Here is a 15,983-nt window from a genome sequence, read left to right as displayed (position 1 = left end):
GCTGGCTACTTACCCCTGAACCTTTGTTGCACCGCCCCCAATGGGCGGATTTGCGACATGCCAGAACTCGTTATTCCAGTAGGTGAAAACATCGGCCCCGGCTTCATTGACTGGGACGAGTACGACTATGTACCTGGCTTCACCGTCGATAACATCAAGATGCAGATCGAGTGGGCCAACTATCAGGGTCAGGAAGTCGATAGCATTCTGCTGCAGTTCGGCATCTGCTACGGCGGCTCGGTGCGGCATGCCATGGATGTATACAACTACCTCCAGAGCCTGAAGCTGCCCATTCGCGCCCACATCATGAGCCTGTGCGCCAGCTCGGGTACCATCGTGGCCTTGGCTGCCGATGCAGTGGAAATGGAGCATACCGCCCAGTGGATGACCCACCGGCCCCTATTTCCGGAGGGCACCTACTCGCAGCGCAGCGAAGGCCTGCGGGCTGATGCTGACCGGCTGGACCGCGAAGAGCAGGCCATTCGGGATATCTACATGGCCCGCACCGGCAAGCCCGAGGCGGATGTCGTGGCCCTGATGAGCACGGACCGCTTCATGACGGCTCAGGAAGCCAAGGACTTCGGCTTTGCCACCAAGGTCATCCCGCTGAAAAGCAAGGCCCCCTCGGGGGCGGAAGCCCAGGCCCGCCTGTCCCAATTCAAACTAGCCGTAGCCCGCGTGAACCGTCGGGCAACCCAAGCCCGCTTCAAGCCGGCTCCGAAAGCGGCCTTTCCCAAGCCTACTAACTCCCAACGTCCCATGGCAGAAAAAGCCAAGAAGACGGCCCCCAAAGCCGGGGCCAAGAAAGCTGCGCCCACGGCTCAGCAAAAAGCTAATGCTCTGCTAGTAGCCAATCTAGCGAAGCAGCTCGGGGTGAAAGCCACCATTGAAGGTGCTGAAGAAGAGCCCGTAGCGGAAGTGCAAAGCACCGAGACGGATCAGGATGGGGCGCTGCTCTACCATGATGGCCCACTGGCTCAGGGCGTCGCTGTGTTCTATGATGAAGCCTTGACTGAAGCCGCCGAAGATGGCACCTACGGGTTGGCCGATGGCCGCTCTATTACGGTAGCGGGCGGCGTCGTGGAGACCATCACTGATGCCGAGTCGGAGGACGAAGCGGAGAACACTACCGAGGACAGCACAAACCTGAGCGAGGTAATGAACCGCCTGAAGCAGCTAGAAGATGGTCGCAAGCAGGACGAGGAGACGATTGCCAGCCTGCAAACAGAACTGAAGAAGTTCAAAGGTACCGTGCCGCCTACTCCCTCGGCTACGGGTCGCCGGCCTGCTCCCCAGGTAGACCCCAAGAACTCGGGCAAGCCTAAGCCGAAAGCGGCCCACCACGGCACGATGTAGGTCGTCGGCTTCCCTGACTTTTTCGCACTCCCCTCAATTTTTCACTTTCTCTAACCGGCTATGCCCTTCTTCGAGAATACCCCCGCCTACCGCCCGCCCGTTGCCATCGTAACGATGCCGGCCCGTAAGGTGCCCACGCTGGCCGAGCTGGGCATCCGCGTCATTGAAAACATCAAAACCAGCGTGCTCATTCAGGGCCTGCTGGCTAAGGACAAAGTAACCGTACGGGATACGGGCTGCGGCGCCTTTGTGCCCACCGGCACGCTGGCCAAATGGGTGACCAACGAAATCAGCGTTGATAAGCTCATGGCTCAGGATCAGGACTGCGCCGAAACCTTCGAGGGCACCATCCTGCAGGGCATGCTGGCCGCCGGCCATGCCACCGATTCCGACCTGACCGGCACCCAGATTGAGGAACTGGTTCGCACCTACCTAGAAGGTGGCGTAGCCGCCCTCTCGGTAGAGGATCAGGGCATCATCGGTGATTTGCTTGATCTGGCCCTCAACGACATGGTAACGCCCACCGTGTACCGCGACGCCATCCGCGTGTGGATGCTCGGGGACCGCACCAATGCCAGCAAGGATTACAACCAGACGGACGGTATCCGCAAAAAGCTGCTGGCCAAAAACCCTACCGCCGACTCTACTGCGGGTAACGGCATGTACCGGGCCGCCAACATCGACTTCGCTGCGCTGAAGGCCAACCCGGCCGAAATCGAAGACCTGCTGGAGGACCTCACCCAGAACTGCAGCGACGAGTTGCAGGATATTGACGAGGACCAGAAGGCCATCTTCCTGACCAAAAGCCTGTATGCGCTGGCGAAGAAGCGTGCCCAGACCAAACCCACGCTGGAAGACCCTAAGGAGGAAACCAAGCTGGTGTACGATGCGGCTACCAAGACGCTGACCTACGACGGCCTGCTCATCAAGCAGCTCAAGGTGTGGGAGCAGTTCATGAAAGCCGACTTCCCCGCGGCTTCGCCCCACCTGGCCCTGTACACGTTGCCCCGTAACCTCATTTGGGCCACCGACCTGGAGTCGGACATGACCACGGCCGAGTTCAAATACGAGAGCAAGGAGCGCATCAACTGGTGGCGTGTACTCTTCCGCCTGGGTTCGGGCTTTGCCTACGATATCCTGGTCGCCTTCGCAGTCTAATCTATCTGACCATCACTCGTGAAATCTGCCCTAGGTGCTGCAACACCTAGGGCCATTTTCGAAAGGAGACAAGAACTCATGCCAGACGATATCTGCAACCGCATCACCAAGGCCGTAACAAGCAAAGCGTGTCCTAAGCCCGGCGGCATCAACCGCAACAGCTGGGTATTCCAGTTCGACCAGTTCACCGGGGCCGAAACCCGCAACAGCACGACCGGGGCTCTTTCCGGCTTCACCCTGAAGGAAGGGGAAAAGGGCATCAAAGCCATTGGGCGTCCGAAAAAGGGCAGCGGCCAGCACAAATCCACTACCAACGAAAACGGTAGCATGGAGGTAGAGCAGACCCTGATTCAGGAGTACGCCTACAAAGTTCAAAACGACCTCGACGCCATCACCGAGTTCCTGCGGGCCGGCGGCAAAGTGGTGTTTCAGGAACTGGCCAGCGGCGACATCCGCGTGTACTTCAAGTCCTACGGCAACGAAACCAGCACCGGCGAAGACGGTACGGGTACGGTCCTGACCGACGACAACAACATCATGAAAACGACGCTCACTGGTAAAGAGCCCGAATTCCCGATGTTCTTCGAGGCTCCTATCACCACTGGCCTCACCCAGTTGGCCGCCAGCCGCGCCTACTTGGACGCACTGGTAACCGGTGCCGAAGTAGTTGCCTAAGCCGTGGCCGTGCTCTACACCGAGGAAGTAGCCAGCCGGGCCCAGGCCTGGCTAGCCGCCTCGTACTCCAAGCGCCGCACCAACGAATACATCGCCGAGCTGCACGCCCTGTACGGGCTCATTACGGGCAACTCCGCCGCCGGCTGCACCAGCTGCAATTTTCAAGGGTACGTGGACCTGCTCACCGCCTACGTGGCCCATTTCCAACGCCTCCAACATCCTGAACTCATGGCAAAATCCGCCTACAGCCTCGCCCCGGGGTACGAAAACGAAACCTTCGTGCACGAATCCTACTCGGAGGCCCTCAAAGCCGACAACCTCACCGATAAGGGCGCCGAGTTTTTCATCAAAAACGGCTTTAAGCACGCCTTCCTCAAGAACGGCAAACCCATCGAGGACGAAGCCCCCGCCGAACCCAAGAAGCTGACCCCCAAGCAGCAGGCCGTAGCCGACTACAAAGAGCTATTCCAGACTGATCCGGACGAAAAGCTGACGGAAACCCAACTCCGGGAGGCCATTGACACCAAGAAAAAGGAGCTGGACCAGGTAGACTAACCTGCCTGCCCTTTGCCTACCTGAAAAAGGGCTGCTGCTAGTAGTGGCAGCCCTTTTTTCATTCCTCTTACCACTGCTTCTGACTGTTTCCCATGGCTAAGCGCCACGCCCGTACTTCTCCTGTTGCTCTGCTACGTGTTGGTGCACCTTCTTCGGTGCTGAACGCGCCAAGTACGCCCGCTGGGGGGAAGGGAGAGAAGATCAAGACAGTCAGCTGGGGTGCCAAAGACAACATTCCTCAGGACTGTATTCGCATTGTCTACGACTCGGGCGCGGCCGATGCGTGTGCGCAGCGCTTGGCCCAGTTCATCGGGGGCAAAGGCTTTGCTTCGGAGGCCACGGCGAATATGCGGGCCAACGATGAGCAGACGCTGAACGACCTGCTAGCCGAAGCCAAGCATTACGCAGGCATGGGGTTCGGGGTAGTAGTGGTATGTCGCTTCACCTACGGTGGGCAGCGAGGGGATGTCTTTATTGAGCCTTCCGATTGCACCCGCCCTGAAAAAGATGGAGCCGGCCGCTACGTCGTGAACTATGGGCTGGCTGAAGGCAAACGTGCTGCTGCGGATAACCGGGTGTATCTGCCGTACAACCCGCTGGCCTCGGAGGAGGAAATAGCCGAGGAGGTATTGGCAGCTGTGCAGTCGGAGGCTGGCTACTGGGGGCACCTGATCTGGAGCTTTGAGGCCCGCCCTGGTCGCACCCAGTGCCCCGTTCCCAGCTATTACGCGGGCAAAGAGGACTTGGAAACGGATGCGGCCCTGGCCCGCTTTGACCGCAAGCAGGCGTCCAACGGCTTCTTTCCCGATGCCGTGGCTACCGTGATTGGGGCACGCTTCGCCTCAGGTCCTGATCCGGATTTCGTGCCGGGGGCAGACCAGACCATGGACGATGCCCCATGGGTAGAGTCGCCCGATATGAAAGCCTTTAAGGGTACGGTGAAGCAGCTGAAGGGCTCCGAGTCGGAATCGTCCGTGTTAGTAGTGCAAGTAGATCAGGCCGAAGAGGTACCCAAAATTGAGTTCATCGACAAGGGGCCCAACTCCAAGGGCCTGACCGACATGCGCAACCGCATCGTAGGGGCCGTGTGCCGCCACATGGGCGTACCGCCGGTGCTCATTGGGGTAGCCGAGCCCGGCATGCTGGGCAACAACCAGCAGATTGTCAACTCCATCAAGCTTTTTAACCTGACAGTAGAGCCCAAGCGGGCCGAAATCATTGCCCCGCTAGCGAGGCTCTATCCGGAAATCACCGACTGGACGGTAAAGCCCCTCAATCCTGTAGACTACCTCGACCCCGAGGTGGCTAAGAAAATGACGGATGATGAAATCCGGGCCTTTGGCGGCCTGCCTGCCCTGGAAAAACCACAGTCAACGGAAGCAGAGCGCACGCTACAGGCCCTGGCCGGGCTGGATGCGCTGGTCGCCAACAAAGTGCTGGAAGACATGACCGAGGATGAGCGCCGCGCCTTGATTGGTCTGGCTCCGAAAGCCCCCGCCAAACCCCGCCCAAAAGCATGAGCCAGCTGCTTCTCATTACCAAATTCGACTTTCCCGAGTTCTGGCCCTTGAGCACGAACATTGGCGACCATCTGGTCAATCCCTACGTCGGCAAGGCGCAGACCTTTGATGTGCGCCCATTGTTCACCACGGCCGAGTGGGAAGGCTTTACCCGCAACCTCGGCGCCGATGCCGGAGAGTTTCCTGGCATTGAGGTCAATGAAGCGGAGTTCCTGACCTCGCCCCCTGCAACGGGCTGGGACAATCCTACGCTAGCCGCCCTGTGGGCGGGCTTTGTGCGGCCCCTGTTGGTAACCGAAAGCTTTCGCCGGTTCATGCGCTGGCACGGCACCCACATCACCGAGAACGGGCTGGAAACCTTCAGCGATGGGGGCAACCAGCCCATCAGCCCTGCCCGCCGGGCTGAGCTGAAGGCCGATGTAGAAGCCGAGCGGGAGTTGTACCGCAACCGCTTAGCAACTGCTTTGCGCGTGTATCGGGGCTCCGTGCCTAGCGCCAGCTGCGCGCCCAAACCCAAGCGCCAACCTGGTAAAGGCGGGCCAACCTTTCATGCTATCTAATCCGCTGCCATGACGCGCGCGCAACTCAAACAACTTATCCGGCAGGTCATCAAGGTAGTGGCCGGCGGGCCGGCGAATACCACACGGGGCGCTGGCCTGATTCAGGTGCTGGATGCCTTTACCGACAACTACGCGCTGAAAACCGAGATACGGCCGGCCGGGAGCTTTACGCCCATCACCGAAAACCAGTACGGCACGCATCCTGAGTTTATCAGCCAGACGGACTACAATGCCTACCTGCTCTCGCAGGTCGCTAATGGCGTAGCTGTCACTGTGCCCGATGCGCCCACCGGTGCCCAGGTAGATGACGTGAGCAACATCTTCTCCCACCTGGCCGTGCCCGGCTACGCTTCCGCCTCGGACTACGAACTGGAGAAAGCGGATGAGGCGGCGGGCTTCGCCACCCCGGCCGGCATCTATTCGCAAGGCGGGCGCATTTACTACCCCGGCATTACGGGGCCGCACAGTATAGGCTCGGTGCGGGGCCGGGTCAAGGCCAGTGGTGCCCGGCCGGCCGGCGGCTTTGTGAGCAACACTACGGCGTTTACCGGCCCAGTGGTGGTAGCCAATGCTTTCCCCTATCCCTCATTCCCTATTACGCTGGAAAACTAATGGCTCTCGTCGCATCGCTTACGCTGTATCCGAATAAGGCCGTGAACGGGCCTTTTCACCAGGATGAATACAACCAGATTATCAACCGCCTTGACGGGCTCATTGCTGCCAATCCTCAGATGAACATTGAACCTACGGGGCTGAGCCCCAAAGCGGCCGGCGACAAGATGAGCGCGGGCGAGTATAACACCATCGTGGACCGGCTGGGCAAGTTAATTACAGCCAACAACAACAACCCTACTACGCCCACCACGCCGGCGGCGCAGGCCCCTACCGTTACCGGCTTTACGCCCTATTCGGCCTTGGTGGGGGCCTCGGTGACGCTCAGCGGCACGGGATTCACCGGCGCTACGGCGGTAACTTTCAATGGCACCCCAGCGTCCTTTTCGGTGCTCAATGCGACAACTATCAGCGCCACAGTACCAACGGGAGCCAGTTCAGGCAAAGTGCAGGTAGCCACCTCGGCCGGTACTGGTCAGAGCGCGGCTGACTTTACCGTGTCAGTGCCGGCCGCCAATGTGGTGCCCGTTGCCAACGCGGGCTCTGATACGAGCATTCAGCTGCCCACCAACCAAGTAGTGCTGCAGGGCGCAGGCACTGATTCAGATGGCAGCATTACTTCCTATGCGTGGCGTCAAATAACCGGCCCGAACACGGCTAGCGGCCTGCCTTCGACAGTGCAGAACCCGGTAGCTGGCGGACTGGTAGCCGGCACCTATCAGTTTGGCCTGATTACCAAGGATGATAAGGGAGCCTCTTCACCGGAAGATTTCGTCGTGGTAACCGTGAATGCGGCGCCTGCGGCTGGGGGCGGGGTCAATCAGTTCCGCATTGCCTACCCGGGCCAGAGCAACGAGCACAGCCAAGGCCTAAAGGCTCCCTTCCTGACAGGCGGGCACTTGGCGGGCATCACCCCCGCCATTACCCGCGAGTTTCAGCGCAGTTGGGTAGTGAATGGCTCGGCTGTGCAAAAGTTGAAAATGGGCGTGAACGACTACAATGCCGGGGCAACTGCTGTTGGGCATCCAGATTGGTTCGGCGACGTTGTGACCTACTCGCAAGCGTGGGAAAACGCTGGCACGGGCATACTGGCCACGGCGCGCTACTCCTTGGATGGCTCGCAAATCGAGAAGTTCACCAAACAGGGGATACCCTTGTGGGACGGGGGGTATGACAACAGCGCCTATCAGGAAATCAAACGCCAGATTCTGGTACTGAAGGCGTGGTGGCTGGCGCAGGGCCTGCCGCTCACAGCCGCTGAAGTTGTCTGGGACTGCAATCAGGGCGAAACGTGGGCCGACCTACCGAACTGGAAAACCGACTTGGCGCAGATTTGGGCCGACCTGGCTGCGGATTGCGGCCTGCCCACTGACGGTCGGGAGTCTGTGACGCTCACTGCTTCGCAGACCGATGCTCACGACAACACGCAGGCCCGGGCCAACATCCAGTCGTTTGCGGATAGCCGCGCCAAGTGCTTGGCTGTGGATGCTATTGGCTACAACCTTCAGGACGAACACCATTGGGATGCCTTATCACACCTCAAGCACAGCGAAGAAAAGGTGAAAGCCTTAAGGGGTGTACAGCCGACTAAGTGGTTCGTCGGGGCGGTGCAAAACTGTGGGGCTGGTACCACGGGCACACCGCAGCAGCGCGCTTCTACCGTGTCAAAAGCCCAGGCCAATACCGACGCCACGGCCGCGCTGGTGTGCACCCCGACTAGTACCGGCGGCGGGGGCGGCACTACTACGCCGGTGAGCAATGCCGATCCGGATTATCCGTATCTGACGCTCAAAAAGCAGGAGTTTACGCAGACGCAGGGTATTACAGTCAGCAACACTAACACGCTCACAGCGACCGGAGGCATTGACGATGTAGCGCGGTTTGCTAAGGCTCGTTATGCGATTGGTAACAACACAACTCAGCCCATCATTGGCTACTTCCGCTGGAAGCTGGTCGATGTGGCCGAGGTCACGGAAGCTTCGCTCAACGGGCCGAAGGCCAACGGCGGTATCAACAACTACATCTTCGGCGGCCGGGCCGGGGTGCCTCGCTACGATAACGAATTGCAAGCAGGCAGCGACTACGAAGTTCACTTTGGCAGCTACGTGAAAGTTTCCACTGGCAACAATGGGGTAAACCAGTTCGGCGCGAATCTGTACAGCCCGAACAATAATCCGGATTTTGATATCCGCGCCCAGACCGGTAAGTACCTGCGGCTCATTTTCGAGCAGACCCGTACGATCCTGGTGCTGGAGGGAGCTACTCGGGCACAGGACATTATCCTGAGCACCGAACGGTACCGGGCGGATCAGGCTACGATTTACCAGTCGCTGGCGTGGTTCTGGCGCGGATGCCGGATTGAGGATATCTGGATTGCCGCCGCTGACATGGTGGATTTCTCAGCCTAGTTAAGCACAACAAAAAAGCCCGGCTGTTAGGCCAGGGCTTTTTTGTTTTAAGTACTTTTAATGCCGTTAAATACAAAAAGTCATGTCACAAGCAGAAGTAGCGAAAGAATTGGATAAAGCTCTACACAGCATTGCAAAAGTTCGAGAGGTGTACGCCGTGGATAACGGCACTTCAATCCCAACAATGAGTAGCCCCTTTGGTGAGCAGATAGATAGCCTCTACCGGCAATTGTCAATGGCGCGGGATGAATTCCACGATCAGCAATCTTAGGCAACAGCAATCCGGTTTATTGGGGTAAGACGAGTCTTTAGCCAACGCATTGCGGGTTTTTCAATCCAATAGGTCACCACACTGGCCAGCCCGATGTAAAAGTTAGGTCTATACCGGTGCGTGAAGAATGAGCCGCAAAATATGCTTAAAATTAATAGCTCATCTACTAAATGCACAACTGCAGAATTGGGTCGGATGGGCGGTTCTGCTTGCTGCGCTATTGCTGGGTTTGCTGCTGGTCGGCCTTCTGTCCTAAACTGACAGAAGGCCTATACTTTCCGACCCTGCCCCGCCCTTCCCAGCGGGGCTTTTTTATGCCCAAAATCGGCGGTGCAACAAAGGTACAGATGCTTGCTTCCAGCCAGCTACTGACCTGGGTAGCTTTGATTTCGCTCTGCCCCAGACCTCTATTTCGCTTGCTGCTATCTGTCCTCTGCCTCTACCCGTGTTTTTTCTTCAAGCCTCTGCTCTTCTTGATTATTTAAAAACGCTCCCATGGTTCATGGGGGCTATTTTATTGGGTGCCTACGGGGTGTATCTGGTAGCAAAAGAGCCTGTAAAAAACTTCCTGCAGTCTTATCTGGATAGCATCCTCAAGCGCCAGCAAGAGGCCCGCAAACAACCCTCGGTGCATCTGGTGCCGAATTCTCGCAAGGCCATTATTCTGGAGCAGACCGCCGAGCGGCTGCGCCTGGAAAGCGGCTGTGACCATGTGAGCCTGTATGCGGTGCAGAATGGGGAGTACCTGCGCACGGGGGATAGTGTGGAGAAGTTCGTGATGCAGGCCGAGGCGGCCCGGCCGGGGGATGCGCGCTACATGGATACCGAGCGCATTCTATTTGCTCAGGACGTACCCCGCCTGATTCTGGTGCTGGAGCAACAGGCTTACGCCCTGCTCTGGCATAACCGCTGTGATGACTGGAAGTCCAATAAGATCATGGCTGAGCGCGACTACCAGAGCGCCATCGCCGTGTTCGTGCGCCGGCCCGGTGGGGTGATTGGCCTCTACGTGCTCAACTGGCGCGAAACCGAACTGGTGCGGCCCGACCAAACGCCCGACCCGCAGGTGCCCACCCGGCCGCTGGATGCGGCCCTGGAGCAGCTGCTGAAAGAATACGCCTCCGAATTCTCTTACCTGATGTCTGCCTGATGTTTTCCTTCTCCAATTTCTACAAGCCCGCCCCGGCCACCGTGCAGCGCTGGGCCGCTGCCCTGAAGGGCGTGGGGGCGCTGATTGCTGCCTCCGTACTGGCCGCCAACGAGAAGTACGCTTGGCTGCCATGGCTGGGTCTGGTGCTGGCCGCCGTGGGCGAAGGACTGGAAAAACTCTCTGCCGCCCCGCCGCCTGCTGCCGGGCCTGATCCTACCACTGATGTAACCATGCCTGCATGAGCCAACGCCTCACCCCCGATCAAATCCGCCAGGCCGCCGTTGCCGCCGGCTTTGAATCCCGCGCCGTGCAGGCTCTGCTGCAAGTAGAAACCGGCGGCTCGGGCTACGATGCCAAGACCGGCTACCTGCTCATTCAGTTTGAGCCGAGCTGGTTCCGGCGCCTGTTGCCGAAGCCCCTGGCTGCTGCTCTGAACCAGGCCGCGGCCGTCAAGCGCACCGCGCCCGCCAACCTCACAGATGAGCAGGCTGCGCTGCTGGCCAACTGGGAATTGACCCAGGCCAATCAAGTGGAAGGACAGGTGCGGGAGCGGATTGCCTTCGATGCCGCTACCCGCATTGATCAGAAAACCGCGCAACTCGCTACCTCTTGGGGCCTGCCGCAAATGATGGGTTTCAACCATGCTGCCTGCGGCTTCAACACAGTAGCCGAAATGGTAGAGTCGTTTCGTCAGTCCGAAGCCAATCAGCTAGCCGCTATGCTGCGCTGGATTCGCTCCAAACCCCTGCTGGCCTCGGCTCTGAAAAAGAAGGAGTGGGGCGTCGTGGCCTACCATTATAACGGGGTAGCCTACAAGCAATTCAAGTACGACACGCGCCTGGCTGCCGCCTACGCCTCGCTTTCCTAACGCACCACTTCACTATCTCACTAGTTCACCTATGAAAAACCTCTCATTCCTTCTGCTCATTGCTGCTGTGGTAGCCGTGGGTGCTATCCTGGTACTGGACTACAACGTGCACGGTAAAGCCACCTGGTGGAGCCATGCCGCTTTCTGGTCGGCTGCCGCATTCGTAGTGCTGACTGTATGGCGCGCCTTCCGCAACGAAGCCAAGGCCCGTAAACGCGACCTGCTACCCGCTGTCCTGATTTTGCTGCTGGCTGGCTCGGGCCTGCTCAGCTGCCAGCGCACCCCCGCCCCGGCGGCCGTCGAGCTGCACACAACCCAGGCAGGCGACACCGTGCGCTGGGCAACCCAGAGCTACGAGGATGCAGCAGGCTACACGCACACCATTCCAGCCGGACGCGCATGGTAGAACTACTGTTTTGGCCTGTTTTTGTGGCGCTGCTGGCCTTCATGCAGGGCCGGCTGCTGCCTGCCATTCGCCGCACCCCGCCCGGCAAGGAAGCCGCTGAACAAGATTTTGCGCTGCACCGGGTTGGTACGTTTCTCTACGGCTTACCGCTGTTTTTGGTACCAACTTGGCCGCACCTGATAGCTGCTATCCTAAGCCGGCTGCTACTGTTTGATGTGGTGCTGAACTTGGCAGCCCGCCGGCCGGCGTTCGAGGTAGGACAAACAGCTTTGTGGGATAAGTTGCTACGTCGCCTGAGCCCGCACCATCCGGAGCGCCTGAGTGCGGGACTACGGGTAGCGGTGTTGTTTGCGGGGGCCGCCCTGCTGCTGAGCAGCTGCGCCGGCTCCAAGCCTGAGCCAGTGGATAGCATTGGTCTACTAACGGACATCCATGTCCCTCAGTCGGACATGAATCGGACACCGATTGTCAAGTCCATGTCAAGCTATCCTCAACATGAGGAGAGCTTGCTAGGGAAAGGAGGCGAGCTTACTAGAAAAAACCTAGCAACCCCGCCGCGCCGGCTGTTCGGCCTGCTTCCTCCTGCGCAACCCAAAAAGCAGAAGGTCAAGAACAGCACCATCATCTACCAGGTAGGCGAAGGCAACACAGCTACCCAGGCGGCGGTTAAGAAAGCCGAGGCACCAGTGCAGGTAGGCCAGGCTCACCAGGCCACCGACAACACCAAGGCAGGCCAGAAGGGCGGGGCCGCAGCTACGGCGCCCGGTGCTCAGGCTACGGCTACCACCACGAAAGAAAGCTGGCTGCGGGCTGTGCTGCCCTACATCGGCGGGACGGTGCTGCTCTACTCGCTGCTGCCCTTCCTTCCAGTACCCGGGGCCGGTTGGCTCTGGTTGCTGCTGCGACGTGGCCGCCGGCGGGAGCCTGAGACAGGCTAGGTATTTCTACGTATTTTATTTTCATAAACCCCGTTTGCAGAGCGCAAACGGGGTTTCTTATTGCTCATCGTAATTAATTTAGTTTACAGTTATCGATAACTAAATACATACCGTATATTTGTCATATCCCTTAACCACAACAACATCATGACGACTTCCCTGTATGTTCACTCGTCCGCTGCCCGCGCCGCTCAGGTGCTGCCACTTCTCGCCGGCTTGCCCCTGGCCTCTGACGCTCGCATAAGCGACTGCCTTGCCACCCTAACTGCTTACGCCGCAGGGCAGAACGTCGTGGGCGCGCTGATAACCGACTATGAGCGGTGCCGGGCGGCGGTACGGGATGCTGAAATTAACGAGGGGTACTATGTAGAGGGCCTGACGACCTCAGCCTCCGAGCGCAAAGCCACTCGACTGCTGGCCGAGGTAGTAGAAACGGCGACCCGGTTTGCGCTTGGCCCTCTTTCCGCCCCGAGCTGGGCGCACGTGGTTGTGCAACATAACACCGACACTATGGACGAACTCAGCGAGCTATTGGACGAGTTACAAACCGCTTAATCTAATGGAGGAAACCAAGCAAACCGCTTCCCCCGGCCGGGCGCTAGGGGAGGCACTGCGCAACTACTACTCTGTTGTGACTGAAAGTCAACGCCGCATTGTAGAGGGGTACGTGCAGGCCCTGGTAGACAACGACCTAGAGCACGCCACCCGCATGGGGCAACGCATCGTAGGAGCTACGCGCAACAGCCGCGCGCCTATCCCCGCGCACGTTATGGGCAATGCATTGGCGGAGTGGGACAGGGAGGAAACGAAACATGACCTCTACCGGGGGTTGGTAGGCCAAAAAGGGGGGCGACCTAAAAAGCTGGATGGCAAAAAGCCGCTAGGTGTCAACAGGGTAGCACCTGACGTAGCCGCCCTGGTGCGCGCCGCCCCCGAAGGAGCCACAGCGCATGTTGAAGCAGCTATACGGTACTACGCCGCACGAACTACGGAATAACTGGCAGTTCTCTACCTCTCACATCTGGTTTTCATAAACCCCGTTTCTGACTCAGGAGCGGGGTTTCTTGTGTGTGCTAAATAATTATTTACTCAAATGTGTTGCAATTAATAAAACGATTCGTACCTTTGAATCACTCCAACGCCACTAACCAACTACGACGATGAACACTTCCGCTATCATGACCGCCGCCCACGCCGCCGCCCGCACGATGAACGCCAAGTGGATGAGCTACAAAGAGAAGTTTGCCTGCCAGCTCAAGCGCGCCTGGGCGGCTGCCAAAGCTGCGGCCGTAGAGGTGGTGATTGAAGTAGGCTACTCGGCCGTTGCGTTTGCCGCTTCTTACAAGCAATTCGACTATCTGTATTCGTTCGACAACGTGACTTCCCTGGCCGGCCTCAACAGCACGCAGTTCTGCAAGCGCGTTTCCTCGGCCGATGCCAGCCGCGCCATCACCGCCGCCAAAGCCGGCCAGTCGGTTCGCTTCATCCTGGCGTAATATTTTTCTCTGTTTTGTTACTCAAATGAGTTGCAAATAAGAAAAGAGTTCGTATCTTTGCTTCACCAACCACCACAAACAATCCTACTACCATGAAGACTTCCAACACCATGACCAACGACGAAATCACCGATGCAGTGAACGAATGGGTAGCGAACAATCCAGAGCGCCTAAGCTACTGCTACGACAACACGACGGCATTCATCACTTGGAAGCGTGAAGCCTTCTCCCGTGTTGAACGCAGTGATGAGCCAGTGAACGAGGTGCTGGAAGCCTGGGCCACGGAAGCCGAAGCCACCAACGCCTAATGCGTACGGACACTACACCCAAAAAGCGGGGGCCCAAGCCAGCCCCCGCCACGGTAGAAGGCCGGGATGTGGCCGCCGAATGGACACACCTACGAACTTGGGTAGCGGCCAACCGGGATATGCTCAACCTGGCCGGCATTGGAGCGCGCTGCGGGTTGAGCAAAGAAGCGACCCGGGCCTTGCTTACCCCGCCGGCAGATGCCACCAAAGCCCCCCGCACGTCCGCTACGGTTTTGAAGCTGGAAAACCTGCAACGTGTGTGCGGCGCCGTGGGCTATAACTGCCCTACCTCTCACCATCTACTTCTGTAGCCATGCCCCGCCACTCCGACCACATCCGCGCCGGCCTGGTCCTGGCAACCCTGGCCGGCCTCGGCTACGGCCTCTACCGCGCCGTGCTCTGGCTGCTGACCTATTAGTGAGAGAAAAGCCCTGACGTGAGCCAGGGCTTTTTACTTCTCTACTGGCTCCCATTCCCGCAACAGCTGGGCCAGCGTTTGATAGGGTGTTCCGATCTTACCTTCTTGACGGATCCAGTATTGGCACTGGTGAAGCGAGATGAGCAGCTGGTACACCTCACCCGTTCGATACTCTACCGAGTTCGGCCCGATGTAGCGGAGTTTTTCAGTCATGACAATAGGGTAGGAAGGAGGTTGTTGACGTCGTATCACACACCACGTCACACACTGAAAAAACAAAACCCCGATTCTGTAGCAGAATCGGGGTTTTTGCTGGTTGTTGTGGTCACGTAGGGAGTCGAACCCCAAACCTTCTGATTCGTAGTCAGATGCTCTATCCAATTGAGCTACGCAACCATTTTGTTACCGTTTCGGGAGCGTTCCTCCGTTTTGGTTGTGCAAAGATAGGGGGTAAATTTCCGGACCTGCAAGCTAGCAAGTGAAATTCGTGCTGAAAAACCCGGGGAAAGACTGCAAGATGCTGAAATTCAGCTGAAATTTTTTTGCTCTTTTTTTGCGCCGCGTTCCAAGGAGCGCTTCAAAGCGCGGGTAAACAGAAAGTATAGCCCGAACAACGACACCGCCACCAGCACCGCTACCAGCACCTTACCAGCTGTGCCCGTGTCAGGGTCTTGGATGAGCAGGAGCACGTCTTGGGCTTTGGTGCCGAGCCAGTAGAAAAACAGGGTACGGGGCAACATGCCTACTACCGAAGCCGTGAGAAACTCCCGCCGCGGCACGCCCATCACGGCCAGAATAAACGTGATGAGGGCAAAAGGCAGCACCGGCGAGAGGCGCGTGAGCAGCACCAGCCGCCAGCTGTCGGCCCGTAACTCGTGCATAATGGCGTGAGCCTTCGGGAATTTCTCCAGCAGCCGGGTAAGCTTACCCTGGTCCAGGGAGGTAGCCAGCATATGCCCAAATAGGGCGGCCAAGATGTACGTCAGGAGCATGCCCACAAAGCCAGGCCAGCCAAAGTAGAACGCCGTAACCAGCACAACCACCGTGGTGTGGGTGAGGGCAAACGTCATGGTAAACGCCACCACCACAAAGTACAGCAGCATCTGCAGGGCCGAGGGGTGCCGCAGCCACTCCGCGTTTTCGTGCAGACCCCAGGCCAGGATACTGTCGCCGACGAGGGGTAGCACCGCCAGCAGAAATAGGGAAACCAGCGTGGAGGTATTCTGGTGAAGAAGCTCTTTGAGGAAGGCCATAGGCTGCAAAAACAAACGGGCCGGCACTTGT

At 58.4% G+C, this 15,983-nt stretch carries 21 protein-coding genes and 1 tRNA gene; 19 read left to right on the top strand and 3 right to left on the bottom strand.

Going from position 1 to position 15,983, the window contains the following annotated elements:
- The first annotated feature begins 57 nt into the window (after positions 1 to 57).
- From K3G63_RS10940 to K3G63_RS10850, 19 genes are all read left to right on the top strand, one after another.
- Positions 58 to 1,356: an ATP-dependent Clp protease proteolytic subunit gene (locus K3G63_RS10940; RefSeq protein WP_220614166.1), complete on the top strand. Its 1,299-nt coding sequence runs from the start codon at positions 58 to 60 to the stop codon at positions 1,354 to 1,356.
- 60 nt (positions 1,357 to 1,416) lie between these two features.
- Positions 1,417 to 2,514, top strand: a complete 1,098-nt coding sequence (locus K3G63_RS10935) for a hypothetical protein (protein WP_220614165.1) — start codon at positions 1,417 to 1,419, stop codon at positions 2,512 to 2,514.
- A gap of 78 nt (positions 2,515 to 2,592) precedes the next feature.
- Complete coding sequence (locus K3G63_RS10930; protein ID WP_220614164.1) at positions 2,593 to 3,189, top strand: hypothetical protein; 597 nt, start codon at positions 2,593 to 2,595, stop codon at positions 3,187 to 3,189.
- 3 nt (positions 3,190 to 3,192) lie between these two features.
- Positions 3,193 to 3,744, top strand: coding sequence for a hypothetical protein (locus K3G63_RS10925; protein ID WP_220614163.1), 552 nt, complete (start codon positions 3,193 to 3,195; stop codon positions 3,742 to 3,744).
- A 92-nt stretch (positions 3,745 to 3,836) separates the two neighbouring features.
- On the top strand, positions 3,837 to 5,264 hold the full coding sequence (locus K3G63_RS10920) for a hypothetical protein (RefSeq protein WP_220614162.1): 1,428 nt from the start codon (positions 3,837 to 3,839) through the stop codon (positions 5,262 to 5,264).
- A complete protein-coding gene (locus tag K3G63_RS10915) occupies positions 5,261 to 5,824 on the top strand; it encodes a hypothetical protein (RefSeq protein WP_220614161.1) in 564 nt (187 codons plus the stop codon). Before K3G63_RS10920 ends, K3G63_RS10915 begins: the two co-directional genes overlap by 4 nt.
- A 9-nt stretch (positions 5,825 to 5,833) precedes the next feature.
- On the top strand, positions 5,834 to 6,436 hold the full coding sequence (locus K3G63_RS10910; protein ID WP_220614160.1) for a hypothetical protein: 603 nt from the start codon (positions 5,834 to 5,836) through the stop codon (positions 6,434 to 6,436).
- Positions 6,436 to 8,844, top strand: coding sequence for a PKD domain-containing protein (locus tag K3G63_RS10905; protein WP_220614159.1), 2,409 nt, complete (start codon positions 6,436 to 6,438; stop codon positions 8,842 to 8,844). The genes K3G63_RS10910 and K3G63_RS10905 overlap by 1 nt, the downstream gene beginning before the upstream one ends.
- Before the next feature lie 82 nt (positions 8,845 to 8,926).
- The gene (locus K3G63_RS10900) at positions 8,927 to 9,115 is read left to right on the top strand and encodes a hypothetical protein (protein WP_220614158.1); all 189 of its coding nucleotides are present in this window, start codon (positions 8,927 to 8,929) and stop codon (positions 9,113 to 9,115) included.
- Positions 9,116 to 9,617: 502 nt separating this feature from the next.
- Complete coding sequence (locus K3G63_RS10895; protein WP_220614157.1) at positions 9,618 to 10,265, top strand: hypothetical protein; 648 nt, start codon at positions 9,618 to 9,620, stop codon at positions 10,263 to 10,265.
- The gene (locus K3G63_RS10890; protein WP_220614156.1) at positions 10,265 to 10,507 is read left to right on the top strand and encodes a hypothetical protein; all 243 of its coding nucleotides are present in this window, start codon (positions 10,265 to 10,267) and stop codon (positions 10,505 to 10,507) included. Before K3G63_RS10895 ends, K3G63_RS10890 begins: the two co-directional genes overlap by 1 nt.
- Entirely contained in the window at positions 10,504 to 11,133 is a 630-nt protein-coding gene (locus K3G63_RS10885) for an N-acetylmuramidase domain-containing protein (protein ID WP_220614155.1), read from the top strand. Before K3G63_RS10890 ends, K3G63_RS10885 begins: the two co-directional genes overlap by 4 nt.
- A 31-nt stretch (positions 11,134 to 11,164) precedes the next feature.
- Positions 11,165 to 11,539 (top strand): hypothetical protein, encoded by a 375-nt coding sequence (locus tag K3G63_RS10880; RefSeq protein WP_220614154.1) that lies wholly within the window; start codon positions 11,165 to 11,167, stop codon positions 11,537 to 11,539.
- Positions 11,533 to 12,477, top strand: a complete 945-nt coding sequence (locus K3G63_RS10875; RefSeq protein ID WP_220614153.1) for a hypothetical protein — start codon at positions 11,533 to 11,535, stop codon at positions 12,475 to 12,477. Before K3G63_RS10880 ends, K3G63_RS10875 begins: the two co-directional genes overlap by 7 nt.
- A gap of 147 nt (positions 12,478 to 12,624) precedes the next feature.
- Positions 12,625 to 13,032: a hypothetical protein gene (locus K3G63_RS10870; protein ID WP_220614152.1), complete on the top strand. Its 408-nt coding sequence runs from the start codon at positions 12,625 to 12,627 to the stop codon at positions 13,030 to 13,032.
- Between the two features lie 4 nt (positions 13,033 to 13,036).
- Positions 13,037 to 13,474 carry a hypothetical protein gene (locus K3G63_RS10865; RefSeq protein ID WP_220614151.1) on the top strand — a complete coding sequence of 146 codons (438 nt, stop codon included), beginning with the start codon at positions 13,037 to 13,039 and terminating at the stop codon, positions 13,472 to 13,474.
- 163 nt (positions 13,475 to 13,637) lie between these two features.
- Positions 13,638 to 13,973, top strand: a complete 336-nt coding sequence (locus tag K3G63_RS10860) for a hypothetical protein (RefSeq protein ID WP_220614150.1) — start codon at positions 13,638 to 13,640, stop codon at positions 13,971 to 13,973.
- 92 nt (positions 13,974 to 14,065) lie between these two features.
- Positions 14,066 to 14,281, top strand: coding sequence for a hypothetical protein (locus tag K3G63_RS10855; RefSeq protein ID WP_220614149.1), 216 nt, complete (start codon positions 14,066 to 14,068; stop codon positions 14,279 to 14,281).
- Complete coding sequence (locus K3G63_RS10850) at positions 14,281 to 14,592, top strand: hypothetical protein (RefSeq protein WP_220614148.1); 312 nt, start codon at positions 14,281 to 14,283, stop codon at positions 14,590 to 14,592. Before K3G63_RS10855 ends, K3G63_RS10850 begins: the two co-directional genes overlap by 1 nt.
- Before the next feature lie 140 nt (positions 14,593 to 14,732).
- Here the strand turns inward: K3G63_RS10850 and K3G63_RS10845 are convergent, their stop codons facing one another.
- The 3 genes from K3G63_RS10845 to K3G63_RS10835 form a co-directional block, all read right to left on the bottom strand.
- Entirely contained in the window at positions 14,733 to 14,912 is a 180-nt protein-coding gene (locus K3G63_RS10845) for a hypothetical protein (protein WP_220614147.1), read from the bottom strand.
- A gap of 109 nt (positions 14,913 to 15,021) precedes the next feature.
- Positions 15,022 to 15,095 (bottom strand) — tRNA-Arg (locus tag K3G63_RS10840).
- Between the two features lie 131 nt (positions 15,096 to 15,226).
- Positions 15,227 to 15,952, bottom strand: a complete 726-nt coding sequence (locus tag K3G63_RS10835) for a TVP38/TMEM64 family protein (protein WP_220614146.1) — start codon at positions 15,950 to 15,952, stop codon at positions 15,227 to 15,229.
- Positions 15,953 to 15,983 lie beyond the last annotated feature (31 nt).

The organism is Hymenobacter sp. HSC-4F20 (assembly GCF_019599275.1).
Lineage (GTDB): Bacteria > Bacteroidota > Bacteroidia > Cytophagales > Hymenobacteraceae > Hymenobacter.
The sequence above is the reverse complement of the archived record's forward strand: the minus strand, read 5'-3'. Positions and strand labels throughout refer to the sequence as shown.

What these genes read in the sequence shown, in the direction of transcription:
- K3G63_RS10845 (WP_220614147.1), bottom strand. Translation starts at nt 14,912, where the DNA reads ATGACTGAAAAACTCCGCTACATCGGGCCGAACTCGGTAGAGTATCGA.
- K3G63_RS10855 (WP_220614149.1), top strand. Translation starts at nt 14,066, where the DNA reads ATGAAGACTTCCAACACCATGACCAACGACGAAATCACCGATGCAGTG.
- K3G63_RS10930 (WP_220614164.1), top strand. Translation starts at nt 2,593, where the DNA reads ATGCCAGACGATATCTGCAACCGCATCACCAAGGCCGTAACAAGCAAA.
- K3G63_RS10870 (WP_220614152.1), top strand. Translation starts at nt 12,625, where the DNA reads ATGACGACTTCCCTGTATGTTCACTCGTCCGCTGCCCGCGCCGCTCAG.
- K3G63_RS10895 (WP_220614157.1), top strand. Translation starts at nt 9,618, where the DNA reads ATGGGGGCTATTTTATTGGGTGCCTACGGGGTGTATCTGGTAGCAAAA.
- K3G63_RS10920 (WP_220614162.1), top strand. Translation starts at nt 3,837, where the DNA reads ATGGCTAAGCGCCACGCCCGTACTTCTCCTGTTGCTCTGCTACGTGTT.
- K3G63_RS10875 (WP_220614153.1), top strand. Translation starts at nt 11,533, where the DNA reads ATGGTAGAACTACTGTTTTGGCCTGTTTTTGTGGCGCTGCTGGCCTTC.
- K3G63_RS10885 (WP_220614155.1), top strand. Translation starts at nt 10,504, where the DNA reads ATGAGCCAACGCCTCACCCCCGATCAAATCCGCCAGGCCGCCGTTGCC.
- K3G63_RS10850 (WP_220614148.1), top strand. Translation starts at nt 14,281, where the DNA reads ATGCGTACGGACACTACACCCAAAAAGCGGGGGCCCAAGCCAGCCCCC.
- K3G63_RS10865 (WP_220614151.1), top strand. Translation starts at nt 13,037, where the DNA reads ATGGAGGAAACCAAGCAAACCGCTTCCCCCGGCCGGGCGCTAGGGGAG.
- K3G63_RS10905 (WP_220614159.1), top strand. Translation starts at nt 6,436, where the DNA reads ATGGCTCTCGTCGCATCGCTTACGCTGTATCCGAATAAGGCCGTGAAC.
- K3G63_RS10915 (WP_220614161.1), top strand. Translation starts at nt 5,261, where the DNA reads ATGAGCCAGCTGCTTCTCATTACCAAATTCGACTTTCCCGAGTTCTGG.
- K3G63_RS10940 (WP_220614166.1), top strand. Translation starts at nt 58, where the DNA reads ATGCCAGAACTCGTTATTCCAGTAGGTGAAAACATCGGCCCCGGCTTC.
- K3G63_RS10890 (WP_220614156.1), top strand. Translation starts at nt 10,265, where the DNA reads ATGTTTTCCTTCTCCAATTTCTACAAGCCCGCCCCGGCCACCGTGCAG.
- K3G63_RS10835 (WP_220614146.1), bottom strand. Translation starts at nt 15,952, where the DNA reads ATGGCCTTCCTCAAAGAGCTTCTTCACCAGAATACCTCCACGCTGGTT.
- K3G63_RS10880 (WP_220614154.1), top strand. Translation starts at nt 11,165, where the DNA reads ATGAAAAACCTCTCATTCCTTCTGCTCATTGCTGCTGTGGTAGCCGTG.
- K3G63_RS10900 (WP_220614158.1), top strand. Translation starts at nt 8,927, where the DNA reads ATGTCACAAGCAGAAGTAGCGAAAGAATTGGATAAAGCTCTACACAGC.
- K3G63_RS10860 (WP_220614150.1), top strand. Translation starts at nt 13,638, where the DNA reads ATGAACACTTCCGCTATCATGACCGCCGCCCACGCCGCCGCCCGCACG.
- K3G63_RS10910 (WP_220614160.1), top strand. Translation starts at nt 5,834, where the DNA reads ATGACGCGCGCGCAACTCAAACAACTTATCCGGCAGGTCATCAAGGTA.
- K3G63_RS10935 (WP_220614165.1), top strand. Translation starts at nt 1,417, where the DNA reads ATGCCCTTCTTCGAGAATACCCCCGCCTACCGCCCGCCCGTTGCCATC.